This is a genomic window from Polaribacter sp. SA4-12, assembly GCF_002163675.1.
Taxonomy (GTDB): Bacteria; Bacteroidota; Bacteroidia; order Flavobacteriales; family Flavobacteriaceae; genus Polaribacter.
In genome coordinates this window covers 1,856,403-1,868,971 of the sequence record NZ_CP019334.1, presented here as the reverse complement: position 1 = coordinate 1,868,971, position 12,569 = coordinate 1,856,403, and the positions used below count along the sequence as shown (strand labels likewise).

General features: G+C 27.6%; 13 protein-coding genes. All 13 read left to right on the top strand.

Annotated features, from left to right (window positions below):
- Positions 1 to 879, top strand: a complete 879-nt coding sequence (gene rfbA / locus BTO07_RS08100) for a glucose-1-phosphate thymidylyltransferase RfbA (protein ID WP_087520754.1) — start codon at positions 1 to 3, stop codon at positions 877 to 879.
- Positions 879 to 1,451, top strand: a complete 573-nt coding sequence (gene rfbC / locus BTO07_RS08095; RefSeq protein ID WP_087520753.1) for a dTDP-4-dehydrorhamnose 3,5-epimerase — start codon at positions 879 to 881, stop codon at positions 1,449 to 1,451. The genes rfbA and rfbC overlap by 1 nt, the downstream gene beginning before the upstream one ends.
- On the top strand, positions 1,444 to 2,301 hold the full coding sequence (gene rfbD, locus BTO07_RS08090; RefSeq protein ID WP_087520752.1) for a dTDP-4-dehydrorhamnose reductase: 858 nt from the start codon (positions 1,444 to 1,446) through the stop codon (positions 2,299 to 2,301). Before rfbC ends, rfbD begins: the two co-directional genes overlap by 8 nt.
- Positions 2,302 to 2,305: 4 nt before the next feature.
- The gene (locus tag BTO07_RS08085; RefSeq protein ID WP_087520751.1) at positions 2,306 to 3,565 is read left to right on the top strand and encodes an oligosaccharide flippase family protein; all 1,260 of its coding nucleotides are present in this window, start codon (positions 2,306 to 2,308) and stop codon (positions 3,563 to 3,565) included.
- A 9-nt stretch (positions 3,566 to 3,574) separates the two neighbouring features.
- Positions 3,575 to 4,531, top strand: coding sequence for a glycosyltransferase family 2 protein (locus tag BTO07_RS08080; RefSeq protein ID WP_087520750.1), 957 nt, complete (start codon positions 3,575 to 3,577; stop codon positions 4,529 to 4,531).
- A gap of 214 nt (positions 4,532 to 4,745) precedes the next feature.
- Positions 4,746 to 5,384 (top strand): acyltransferase, encoded by a 639-nt coding sequence (locus BTO07_RS08075; protein ID WP_157663310.1) that lies wholly within the window; start codon positions 4,746 to 4,748, stop codon positions 5,382 to 5,384.
- Entirely contained in the window at positions 5,384 to 6,565 is a 1,182-nt protein-coding gene (locus BTO07_RS08070) for an O-antigen polymerase (protein WP_087520748.1), read from the top strand. The genes BTO07_RS08075 and BTO07_RS08070 overlap by 1 nt, the downstream gene beginning before the upstream one ends.
- Positions 6,562 to 7,635, top strand: a complete 1,074-nt coding sequence (locus BTO07_RS08065) for a glycosyltransferase WbsX family protein (protein ID WP_087520747.1) — start codon at positions 6,562 to 6,564, stop codon at positions 7,633 to 7,635. The genes BTO07_RS08070 and BTO07_RS08065 overlap by 4 nt, the downstream gene beginning before the upstream one ends.
- A gap of 26 nt (positions 7,636 to 7,661) precedes the next feature.
- Positions 7,662 to 8,771, top strand: a complete 1,110-nt coding sequence (locus BTO07_RS08060) for a glycosyltransferase (protein WP_087520746.1) — start codon at positions 7,662 to 7,664, stop codon at positions 8,769 to 8,771.
- 6 nt (positions 8,772 to 8,777) lie between these two features.
- Entirely contained in the window at positions 8,778 to 9,503 is a 726-nt protein-coding gene (locus BTO07_RS08055; protein WP_087520745.1) for a glycosyltransferase, read from the top strand.
- Between the two features lie 36 nt (positions 9,504 to 9,539).
- A complete protein-coding gene (locus BTO07_RS08050) occupies positions 9,540 to 10,739 on the top strand; it encodes a glycosyltransferase family 4 protein (protein ID WP_087520744.1) in 1,200 nt (399 codons plus the stop codon).
- Positions 10,740 to 11,345, top strand: a complete 606-nt coding sequence (locus BTO07_RS08045) for a GNAT family N-acetyltransferase (protein ID WP_087520743.1) — start codon at positions 10,740 to 10,742, stop codon at positions 11,343 to 11,345.
- 9 nt (positions 11,346 to 11,354) lie between these two features.
- On the top strand, positions 11,355 to 12,566 hold the full coding sequence (locus BTO07_RS08040) for a DegT/DnrJ/EryC1/StrS family aminotransferase (RefSeq protein ID WP_087520742.1): 1,212 nt from the start codon (positions 11,355 to 11,357) through the stop codon (positions 12,564 to 12,566).
- The last annotated feature ends 3 nt before the right edge of the window (positions 12,567 to 12,569 follow it).

Sequence of the window (12,569 nt, the reverse complement as noted above, 5' to 3'; positions counted from 1 at the left end):
ATGAAAGGAATTATTTTAGCAGGAGGTTCAGGTACTAGATTATACCCACTAACAAAAGCAACTTCAAAACAGCTTTTACCTATTAATGACAAACCGATGATTTATTATCCTTTGTCTGTTTTAATGTTAGCAGGTATACGTGAAGTATTAATTATTTCAACACCAGATGATTTACCTAATTTTAGAAAATTATTGGGTACTGGTTCTGATTTAGGACTAAAACTTTCATATAAAGTACAGCCCTCTCCTGATGGTTTGGCACAAGCATTTATTTTAGGGAAAGAATTTATAGCCGATGATGATGTTTGCTTAGTTCTGGGAGATAATATCTTTTATGGTCATGGTTTTGTTAACCTTTTGACATCTTCAATAAAAAATGTAAAAGAAGAAGGGAAGGCGACTGTGTTCGGTTATTATGTGCAAGACCCAGAAAGATATGGAGTTGTTGATTTTGATGCAACTGGAAAAGCATTATCTATAGAGGAAAAACCAGAAACTCCTAAAAGTAATTATGCTGTTGTTGGTTTGTATTTTTATCCCAATTCAGTAATTGAGATTGCTGAAAATGTAAAGCCAAGTGAAAGAGGTGAGTTAGAAATTACTACTGTAAATCAAGTATATTTAGAACAAGAACAGTTAAAAGTTGAATTAATGGGAAGGGGATATGCTTGGTTAGATACAGGTACTCATGAATCATTATTAGAAGCGTCTAATTATATTCAAGCCATTGAAAATAGACAAGGCTTAAAGGTCGCTTGCCTAGAAGAGATAGCATTCGAAATGGGGTATATTTCAAAAGAAGAATTGTTATTGTTGGCAGAGCCTTTGAAGAAAAATGGTTACGGACAGTATTTGATTAATAGGGTTAAAAATTTATAATGAAATTTATTAGAACAGAAATTCCAGATGTAATTATTTGTGAACCACAAGTTTTTGGTGATGAAAGAGGCTATTTTATAGAGTCATTTAGAGAAGATAAGTTACTAGATTTTTTAGGGCATAAGATTAATTTTTGTCAAGATAACGAATCAAAATCTAGTTTTGGTGTCTTACGAGGTTTACATTTTCAATTACCTCCTTTTGCTCAAACTAAATTAGTTAGAGTAATTAAAGGAAGAGTATTAGATGTAGCTGTTGATATTAGAAAAGGGTCTCCAACTTTCGGAAAGCATGTGGCAGTTGAATTAACAGAAGAGAATAAAAAACAGTTGCTAGTTCCTAGAGGTTTTGCACATGGTTTTAGTGTATTAAGTGAAGAAGCAGTTTTTGCTTATAAGGTAGATAATTACTATAGCCCTGAATGTGATAGAGGTATTACATTTGATGATAAAGACTTAGGGATTGATTGGAAATTGCCTTTGGAAGAATTACAATTGTCACAAAAGGATACAAAGCAATCTAGTTTTTTAGATGCTGAGTATTTTGATTATAATATCGATTTATATGCATAATATATTAGTTACTGGAGGAAATGGGCAATTAGGTTCTGAAATTAAAGATTTAGAAAAAAATTATCCAAAATATAGTTTTTATTTTACAGATATTAAAGAGTTGGATATTACAAATCAATTATCTGTTAAAATTTTTATTGAAAAAAATAATATAGATATAATTATTAATTGTGCAGCTTATACTGCTGTTGATAGAGCGGAAAATGAGCTTGAGTTGAGTGATAAAATAAATCATTTGGCTGTGCGTAACTTTGCTAAAATAGCCAAAGAACAAGGTATCAAATTAATTCAGGTATCTACAGATTATGTATTTGATGGCACCAATTATCAACCTTATATTGAGACAAATGAGCCAAATCCACAATCCGTTTATGGAAAAACGAAATTGGATGGAGAATTAGCAATGCAAGAAATTAACCCTGAAGATTCTATTATTATTCGTACTTCATGGGTATATTCTAGTTATGGAAACAACTTTGTAAAAACGATGATACGTCTTGGAAAAGAAAGAGACGAACTCGGGGTTATTTTTGATCAAGTGGGTACCCCAACGTATGCAAAAGATTTGGCGAAGGCTATTTTAGATATTATTCCTCAATTAGAAACAAAAGAGGTGGAAGTGTATCATTATTCAAACGAAGGAGTATGTTCTTGGTATGATTTTGCAAAAGCAATTTTTGAGTTGAATTATATCTCGGTAAAAGTAAATGCAATTGAAACATCAGAATATCCTACGATAGCTAAACGCCCTTTGTATAGTGTGTTAAGTAAATCGAAAATAAAAAAACAGTTTAATGTTGAGGTTCCTTATTGGAAAGAGTCTTTAACCAATTGTTTGAATATCTTATAACTTTATGTTGAAAATAGTACAACAAATATTTAAAAGCAATAAAAAAATATTAGAAAATTTCTCTTATTTAACAATATTACAAATGTTTTCGTTGTTATTTCCATTTATAACATATCCTTATCTTATAAGAATTCTGGGTTTTAACGTTTATGGTTCAGTAATATTTGCCCAGACTATAGCTGTGAATATTGCTGTAATTATAAACTTTGGATTTAACATTTCAGGAACTAAAGACATTGCACGTAATAGAGATAATTTAACAAATCTATCAAAAATAGTATCAAGTATCTATTCTATTAAATTTTTTCTTTGGTTTGCCTGTCTACTTGTTTATTTTTCTATTATATATTTTGTTCCCTTTTTGAGAAAGGATTGGTTACTTTATATTATTTCTTTCTTTTTAACATTTAATGAATTATTATTTCCAACTTGGTTTTTTCAAGGACTTGAAAAAATGAAATACATAACATTTATTAATATTAGTGTTAGGTTATTATTTGTTATAGCCATTTTTGTATTTGTAAAAGAAAAGACAGATTATTTGATTGTTCCAACACTAAATGTTATTGGAGCATTAATTGGAGGGTTAACAGCGCTGTATGTTGTTTTTGTAAAAGAAAAAATCAGCTTTATAAAACAACCTTATTTAGTTTTAAAGTCTTTTTTTATAGATAGTTTCCCACTGTTTATATCTTCTTTGTCTATTCAAATTTATGTAAATGTAAGTAAGTTACTAGTAGGTGCTTTTTTAGGAATGACGGAGGTGACAATTTACGATTTAGCTGAAAAAATAACTATTGTATTTAAGGTGCCAATAAATATGATTTCACAAGCTACTTTTCCGAAGATTAGTAGAGAAAAGAAAGTGTCATTTATTAATAAGGTTATGTTTATAACAGTTGGTTTTACAGTAGTATCTTTTTTATGTTTATTCTTTTTTATAGAAGACGTTATTTATATTTTAACGGGGGAATATAGTTTAGAAGCAAAAAAAATTGTTTTAATACTATCCTTATCTTCAATTTTAGTAGCCTTTAATATATTTTTGGGAAGTAATAGGTTAATCCCATTTAATCTTGAGAAAATTTTTCTAAAAAACACTATTTATAGTTGTTTATTCTTTTTGATAGGTGTTAGTTCTTTAGTATTTATAAAAGAAATTAATGTTTATACAATTAGTTATATGTCCTTGTTAACAGAGAGCTTTACTTTCATATTATGTCTATATGTAGCAAATAAGCATAAATTATTATTTAATTATTAAATTTTTAAAATGAAACCATTACTTTCCATAATTGTTCCCATTTATAATGTTGAAAAATACTTAAAAGAGTGTTTAGATAGTATTTTAAAACAACCATTTGATGATTATGAATTAATATTAATTAATGACGGTTCTACTGATAATTGTTCCGAAATATGTGATTCATATGCTATAATGGACAAAAGAATAAAAGTTATTCATAAACCTAATGGTGGATTAAGTGAAGCTCGAAATTTTGGTATTGACAATGCAACTGGGAAATACCTTTCATTTATAGATTCAGATGATTTTATTTCCAAGGATTTTTACAAAAATAATGTAGATTACCTTCAATCAAATGAAGATGTTGATTTTTTGGTTTGCCAATACTGTAAATTTGATGGAATTAACAATAATGTGACAAAAAACGTTCCTTTAAAAATAGACAACAAAAAAGAAATATTTGAATATATATTCTCTGATAAATATATTTGCTCTGCTTGGATAAATATATACAAAAGAGAGGTTTTTAAAAGTATTAGGTTTCCAAAAGGGAAAATATTTGAAGATGGTTACATATTGCCCGATATTATTAAAGTAATCAAAAATATTTATTTATCAAATGAAGGAATATATTATTATAGAGTTCGTGAAGATTCTATAATGAAGAGTACTAGAGATATTAAAAAATGGCAAGATGTATTAGATGCTTATAGGAGAATGTTAGATTATATAGAGCTTAACGATAAAACAAGTTTAATCTTTTTAAATAAGTATTGCCATTACTCAATTGGTTTATTAAATGCAATAAATCAACATTCATATAAACCATTTCAAGAATGTATAACTCATTTTCAATCATATAAATATTCAACTTTAAGTATCTCAAAAATTGATGTTCCAATTTTATCCAAATTTCGTCTTATTTTATTGAAAATTTTTGGATTTAGATTAGTTAGTCTGTTATATAAACTTGTTAATAGATAATTTCTTCATTTCTTTTTGATTTTTTGAATAAAAAGAATCTTAGATATGATTAGAAATCATCTCTTTAATACAATATTATTCAATTATATAGTTAAATTTACTTTCTTGTATAAGAAATAAAAAATTAAAAAAAATGTTTTTCTTTATTGATGAGCCGGATTTTTAGGAATAACAGATATTTTATAATATTAATAATAATAAATAGAATGAAATTTTGGTAAGAGTATTAGCAAGAAAGTTAGGTCGGTTTTTGGGAACTATTTTTCCATTATCGATTTTTAAGGCTGTTTTAGGTTTTTTTAGAAACGTTTATACTGGGTATGTTTCTAAAGAATTTGTCGTTTTCGGAAAAAATTCTATAATAAATTTCCCTTCTTTTTTTGTAGGTGAAAAATATATTTCTATTGGCAAAAACGTCTCTATAGGCAAACGTTCTTGTATTACTGCATGGGATAAAAAAAGTATTGCAAACCCGAGTATTTCTATCGGAGATAACACTTATATCGGTGATGATTGTCATATAACTGCTATTAAAAAAATTAAAATTGGTGATAATGTGCTTTTTGGGAAAAAAGTAACTATAACCGATAATTCTCATGGAAATTGTAATAATTATGAAGAACTTCTTTTACCTCCTTCAAGAAGAGAAGTTAGCTCAAAAGGTGGTGTTATAATTAGTGATCGGGTTTGGTTAGGGGATAAAGTTACAGTTTTAAGTGGCGTTATTTTAGGTGAAGGTGTTATTATAGGTGCAAATTCAGTTGTAACAAAGAATATTCCGAACTACTCAATAGCTGCAGGTATTCCTGCAAGAGTTATTAGAAGTTATAAAAAAACTGATAAAATTTTTTAATGGAACCGGCAATAGTAAATAGTTTTTTATACATAATAACGCTTTATATATATATATATATAAGACGTAAGATAGATGTCGGTTTTGTAATATTAACACTATATGCTATTACCGCAGTATTGTGTGTTTTATATTTAAAAGATCATCAAAATGAATGGGATCTAAATTATTGGTCATTTATTTATTTATATGTAATTGTAATGTTAGCAGTTAGGCCATTTTTAATGGATACAAGTAGTTTTATAAATAAAATTAAAATAAGAAATATAAATTTTTTAAATAATTTTATATATATCTATTGTTTTTGTGCTCTTATTGATATCTATTATGGTTCAAGTTTGGCAATTGAAAATGTTAATAGTGGTGAGTGGGCTACATTAAGAATGGATATGTATGCAGGTGAAATAAAATTGTATAATAATCAAATAGAAAGGTTTGCTAAGATATTTGTTAGTTATTTAAAACCATTAGCAATAATAATTTTATTTGTATCTCTTATCTATAAAAATATTAATAAGAAATGGTTGTTTTTTCTAACACTTTCTATTGTTTTTACAACGTTTTTGGTAGCTATTAATACAGCTTCTAGAGGTTTAATTGTATCATTAATTTTCTCTTTTTTATGTGCTTTTATTTGGTTTAAAAATAAATTAAATTCAAAGATTAAGAGAACAATATATTTTATTGGTTCTTCTTTCCTTGTTTTATTTTTGATTTATTCGATAGCCGTTACTAATTCTCGCTTTGGTGATGGTGACCAATCTTCAAGTCTGTTATTTTATTTTGGACATTCAATGTTAGTGTTTAATTATGGATTGACAGATACTATTGAGGCTTTTGGAAATGGGAGCTATTTTTTTGATTGGTTAATTAAATTTTTAGGATATACACCCATAGATATTTCCGATTTAGGGACACATTTTGGAACAAGTTTTTTCACCTTTGTAGGGGCTTGGTATATTGATTTTGGGCCTAACGGTACCTTTATAATAGCATTATTAATTCCGATGTATTTTGTGCGTATACTAAAGAAACAGGTAATAGGTATCCCAGAATTGTTTTTATGTTTTGTATACTTAAACTATTTATTTATGGGGGTATTTGTTATTGGAAGGAATAACTCTATAGCTTGGATTAGTACTATTATTATTTATTTATTGTTAAAAATTAAAAGAGTATGACAAAGATTTTAGCTTTTTATTTACCACAATTTCACCCTGTTCCAGAAAATGATGAGTGGTGGGGGAAAGGGTTTTCAGAATGGACAAATGTTGCAAAAGCAAGACCATTATTTTGGGGACATCATCAACCAAATATTCCAGCAGATTTAGGTTTTTATGATTTGAGATTAGAAGAAACAAGAATAGCACAGGCTAAATTAGCACAAGAACATGGAATTGATGGCTTTTGTTATTGGCATTATTGGTTTGGAAATGGAAAGCGATTGTTAGAAAAACCTTTTGAAGAAGTGGTTAAATCGAATAAACCTGATTTTCCTTTTTGTTTGGCGTGGGCAAATCATTCTTGGGAAAAAAAACAGTTTGATAAAAACGGAACATCCGAGCTTTTAGTAGAACAATTGTATCCAGGAGAAGAAGACTATATAAGCCATTTTTATAGTTTATTAGATGCGTTTAAGGATAATAGATATATAAGAGTTAATAATAAGTTATTTTTTGTTATATATAACCCACTAGGATCTAGTGAAATTAGTGTTTTTGTTAAGGTTTGGAGAGCTTTAGCTAAAGAGAATGGGTTAAACGATTTTCATTTTGTAGCCAGAGATGCAGATTCTAGAGATTATGAAAAGATAAAAGCATTAGATATAGATGCAATATATAATGATGACGTTTTTAATATTCATCATCATAAAAATATTTTTCAAAAAGGGTATTATATGTTTAATCGTGAATATTTAAAAAGACCAACTAGGTTTTTGTATAAAAAAGCTATTAAATATATGGTAACAGATAAATGTAAACAAAACGATATTATACCAGTAATAGCACCCAATTGGGATCATTCTCCTCGTTCTGGAGGTAGAGCAATAATTTTACATAAATCAAAACCGAAATATTTTGGAGATGTAATAAAAAGAGCTTTAGAAGTTGTTAAGAACAAACCAAAAGAGGAACAATTAATTTTCGTGAAATCATGGAATGAATGGGGAGAGGGTAATTATTTAGAGCCTGATTTACGTTATGGAAAAGCGTATTTAGAACAGCTGAGAGATCAATTAAAAAATAAATAATATTACACTTTCTTATAAATTATAATATGAAATCAGAAATATGTTCCATTTTCAATCTAGCAGCCCTATATAGGCAACCTATATATCAATTAATGGATAAGGAGTTGAAGTGTGATTTTTACATAACAGAGTGGGAAACTCCACCCTTTAAGCAAATGGATTATCATACTTTAAAAGGATATAAAGGTTCTGGAAAGCAGATTGATTTATTTAAAGGTTTTTATTGGCAAACAAATACGATTGATAAAGTATTTAAGCCTTACAAACATTATATATTATCTGGTGAACCCCACTCTATTTCTACATGGATAATTCTATTATTAGCTAAACTATTTGGTAAAAAGACATATTTATGGTCTCATGGGTGGTATGGAAAAGAAACAAAAGTAAAAGTTATTTTAAAAAAATGCTTTTTTAATCTTTCGACAAAGGTCCTTTTATATGGTGATTATGCTCGAGATTTAATGATAAATGAGGGATTCATACCAGAAAAACTTGTTTGTATCTATAATTCTTTAGATTATAAAAAACAGATGGAAATTAGGAAATCTTTAAATGAATCTAAAATTTATTCAAATCATTTTAAAAATGATTTTCCAGTTTTAATATATATTGGAAGAGTACAAAAAGTAAAGAAGCTTGAGATGATACTTAATGCATTAAAAGTATTAAATTCTGAAGGACATTTTTGTAATTTAGTTATAGTTGGTAATGATTCAGAAGGTGTAAATATAGAAAGTATTTCTGAGGATATTGGAATAAGTAAGCAAGTTTGGATGTATGGAGCATGTTATTCTGAAGAAATTTTGGGCGAGCTAATTTACAATTCAAGTGTTTGTGTATCTCCAGGAAACATTGGGTTAACTGCTATGCATAGCTTGGTTTATGGTACACCAATAATTACTCATGACAATTTTAAAAATCAAATGCCAGAATTTGAAGCTATTAATAAAGGAGTGTCTGGAGATTTTTTTAATGAGAGTTCTTTGATTGATTTAGTGAATAAAATTAAATTGTGGGTATCAAAAGATATTGAACTTAGGGAGGATATAAGAAAACAGTGTTATAAAGTTATTGATGAGAAATATAACCCACAAGTTCAAATTGAAATTTTAAAGAAAACAATATTAAATTAATTTATAATGGAAGTTAGTGTTTGTTTAGCCACTTATAATGGAGGGAAATATATTGTTGATCAACTAAGATCAATTCTTAGTGAGTTAAGATCAGCAGATGAAATAATAATTGTTGATGATTGTTCAACAGATGACACCGTTTCATTAATTAATGAAATCAATGATAAGAGAATAAAAATTCATATAAATCAAGAAAATAAAGGACATGTATTTTCCTTTTCTAAATCAGTTTTAATAGCTAAGAATGATTTTGTTTTTTTGTCAGATCAAGATGATATTTGGGTTAAAGGAAGATTAGATTTAATGTTAAAGAATTTATTAAGTTCAGATAGTTTACTTTTATCTTCAAATTTTAACACCTTTAATAACGATATTAATATTACATATAAAAATAATAACCCATTGAGTACTGATACCTCTAAAATGTATTTAAGTAATATTATTGGTTTGTTCATGGGGAAAAGAGATTATTTTGGTTGTTGTATGGTTTTTAGAAGAAAACTGATAGAAATTATTTTTCCTATCCCAAGTTTCGTTCAATCGCATGATTGGTGGATATCAATAGCTGCTAACATGATGAGATCTAATATACATATAAATAATGTTACAATTTTAAGAAGAATTCATGGGCAGAACGTTTCTCAATCTAATCGACCAATTTTAAAAATGATTAAATCTAGACTAATATTTTTAAGAATGATTTTTGTGATTTTTTATAGAATGTGTAAATAAAAATTTACTATAATTTTTAATTAATAAAAAGATTTAATGTCGAAAAAAATATTAATAATATCAGCTGTTTTTTCACCAGAACCAGTGGTCTCAGCTAAACTTTCTGAAGACCTTGCGATTGCATTATCTAAATTACATAACGTGTCAGTTATTGCACCAAAACCAACGAGACCTTATGGTTTTGATTTTAAAAATGAATCTAAAAAAGATTCATTTACTTTAATCAATTTAGATTCTTATACATGTCCTGAGTCTAATGCAATTGGTAGACTTAGAGAAAGTTACAGCTTTGGTATGGCTTGTAAAAAATATATACATAAAAATCATAAAGAGATAGATGTTATTTATATGAATTCATGGCCAATTTTTGCACAATATTTTGCGGCAAAAATGGCAAGTAAATATAATATTTCTTTAATAACGCATGTACAAGATGTATACCCAGAATCATTATCAAATAAAATACCTTTAGTTGGTGGTCTTTTTAACATTCTGTTAAAACCAATTGATAAATTTACGCTTAAAAAATCAAAAAAAGTAATTGCTATTTCAACAAAAATGAAAGACTACTTGTCAGCTACAAGAAATATTTCTTTAAAGAAGATTCTTGTTGTTAAAAATTGGCAAAATGAAGAGTCTTTTATAGAATATGATAAAATAAAACAGAATATAAGTAATAAAGACAGATTATTTACCTTCATGTATATGGGGAATATCGGTCCAGTTGCTGGGATCGATTTATTAATAGAATCTTTTTATAATGCCAATTTAGAAAAATGTAAACTGGTTATTGCTGGTTCTGGTTCTAAAAAAGAAGAATTAGAAAAAATGGTTTCTTTAAGAGATATAGAAAGAGTAGAGTTTGTTGCTGTTGCAGATGGTAAAGTCCCAGAAATACAAGCAACAGCAGACGTAATGTTATTACCAATTAAAAAAGGAGCAGCATCTAGTTCAATACCATCAAAGTTACCTGCTTATATGTTTTCTAAAAAGCCTATTATTGCATCTGTAGATATTGATAGTGATTCTGCAAAAGCAATTAATGAAGCTAATGCAGGTTGGGTTTTAGAACCAGAAGATACAGGTGTATTAATAAAAGCAATGAAAGCAGCTTTTTTAGAAGAAAAAAAAGAATTAAATTTGAAAGGAGAAAATGGTTTTAAATATGCAATGAACCATTTGTCAAAAAAAAATAATTTACAACAAATTGTTAAAGCTATTTTAGAATTAATATAAATGATTAATTATAGAAACTCAACAGCTTCAGAAGCTGTTCAAATTGCAGAAATACATTTAAATTCATTTAAAGGTTTTTTTTTAACAACTTTAGGTTTTTCTTTTTTAAAAGCCTATTATAAAACTTGTGCAAGAAGTAAAGATGCTATTTCTATTTGTGCAATAGATAGTGATACTGAACAGCTTTTAGGTTTTAGTGTAGGTTGTTATCATTCTAAAGGGTTTAATAAGAAACTTATTCTATCTAATTTAAGAATATATAGCTACCAATCAATAATTTTATTATTTACTAAACCTTTAGCACTTGTAAGATTATTTAAGAACTTAGGTAAAGGAGATGATGTAATAAAAGACGATGGTAATTATGCAGAATTACTATCTATCGGAGTTTTGCCAGATAAAAATGGGTTAGGGATTGGTAAAAAATTATTAGTAGAATTTGAAGCAGAGGTAATAAAGAAGGGGGTAAATAAAATAACTTTAACTACGGATGCAGATGTTAATGAAAATGTTTTACAGTTTTATAAAAAATCTGGGTATAAAGTGTTTTATGATTTTGTTACCTATCCTAATAGAAAAATGTTTAAACTAATAAAAAAAATATAATTTAATAATATGATTCCTTTTTCACCACCAAGAATTGATGATAAAATAATAGCTGAAGTTACTGATGCTTTAAAGTCTGGATGGATTACAACTGGGCCTAAAACTAAATTATTTGAAAAAAAAATAGCAAATTATTGTAATGTTTCTAATGTGTTAGCTGTTAATTCTTGGACAACAGGAGCAGAATTACTATTGTATTGGTTTGGTATTAAAGAGGGAGATGAAGTAATTGTTCCAGTATATACATATTGTGCCACAGCTAATATTGTAATGCACAGAGGAGCAAAAGTGATAATGGTTGATGTTAATTCTGATTTTGGAATTGATATATCTAAAATTGAAAAGCATATTACTTCAAAAACTAAAGCAATAATACCTGTTGATGTTGGTGGACTGCCAATTCAGTTTGATGATTTAAAAGCAATAGTTAATAAGCCAGAGATTAAAGAAAAATTCACCCCTCAAACTGATAATCAAGAAAAATTAGGGAGAATAATGATTCTTTCTGACGCAGCACATTCTTTTGGAGCAAAGTATAAAGGATTAAATGTGGGGTCTGAAGTAGATTTTACTGTTTTTTCTTTTCATGCAGTAAAAAACTTAACTACTGCAGAGGGGGGAGCAATATGTATCAACCTGCCAAAACCTTTTAATAGCGAAGAAGTATATAAGCAATTAAATACATTGTCACTTCACGGACAAAATAAAGATGCATTAGCAAAAACACAAAAAGGGAGTTGGGAGTATGATGTTGTTGATGCAGGGTTTAAGTGTAATATGACAGATATTTTGGCATCTATAGGACTTGTAGAGTTAGGAAGGTATGAATCTGAAACGTTACCAAAAAGGAAAAGCATTTTTAAAGAATATTCATATTTATTAGATAAATATGAATGGGCAGTTACACCTCATTTTATTGATCAATATAGAGAGTCTTCATATCACCTATATTTATTAAGAATAAAAGATGTTACATTAGAACAGAGAAATTTAATAATTCAAGAAATATTTGATAAAGATGTTTCTGTAAATGTACATTATAAACCATTACCAATGTTGTCTTATTATAAAGGTTTAGGATATGAAGTAAATAATTTCCCTGTAGCAAAATCTTTATGGGAATGTGAAATTTCTTTACCAGTCTATTATAGTTTGTCAAAAGAGAATATAAGTACAGTTGTAGATGCTGTTGTAAAATCAGTAATAAAAGTTAAAGGATAATGT

What these genes read in the sequence shown, in the direction of transcription:
- rfbA (WP_087520754.1), top strand. Translation starts at nt 1, where the DNA reads ATGAAAGGAATTATTTTAGCAGGAGGTTCAGGTACTAGATTATACCCA.
- rfbC (WP_087520753.1), top strand. Translation starts at nt 879, where the DNA reads ATGAAATTTATTAGAACAGAAATTCCAGATGTAATTATTTGTGAACCA.
- rfbD (WP_087520752.1), top strand. Translation starts at nt 1,444, where the DNA reads ATGCATAATATATTAGTTACTGGAGGAAATGGGCAATTAGGTTCTGAA.
- BTO07_RS08085 (WP_087520751.1), top strand. Translation starts at nt 2,306, where the DNA reads ATGTTGAAAATAGTACAACAAATATTTAAAAGCAATAAAAAAATATTA.
- BTO07_RS08080 (WP_087520750.1), top strand. Translation starts at nt 3,575, where the DNA reads ATGAAACCATTACTTTCCATAATTGTTCCCATTTATAATGTTGAAAAA.
- BTO07_RS08070 (WP_087520748.1), top strand. Translation starts at nt 5,384, where the DNA reads ATGGAACCGGCAATAGTAAATAGTTTTTTATACATAATAACGCTTTAT.
- BTO07_RS08065 (WP_087520747.1), top strand. Translation starts at nt 6,562, where the DNA reads ATGACAAAGATTTTAGCTTTTTATTTACCACAATTTCACCCTGTTCCA.
- BTO07_RS08060 (WP_087520746.1), top strand. Translation starts at nt 7,662, where the DNA reads ATGAAATCAGAAATATGTTCCATTTTCAATCTAGCAGCCCTATATAGG.
- BTO07_RS08055 (WP_087520745.1), top strand. Translation starts at nt 8,778, where the DNA reads ATGGAAGTTAGTGTTTGTTTAGCCACTTATAATGGAGGGAAATATATT.
- BTO07_RS08050 (WP_087520744.1), top strand. Translation starts at nt 9,540, where the DNA reads ATGTCGAAAAAAATATTAATAATATCAGCTGTTTTTTCACCAGAACCA.
- BTO07_RS08045 (WP_087520743.1), top strand. Translation starts at nt 10,740, where the DNA reads ATGATTAATTATAGAAACTCAACAGCTTCAGAAGCTGTTCAAATTGCA.
- BTO07_RS08040 (WP_087520742.1), top strand. Translation starts at nt 11,355, where the DNA reads ATGATTCCTTTTTCACCACCAAGAATTGATGATAAAATAATAGCTGAA.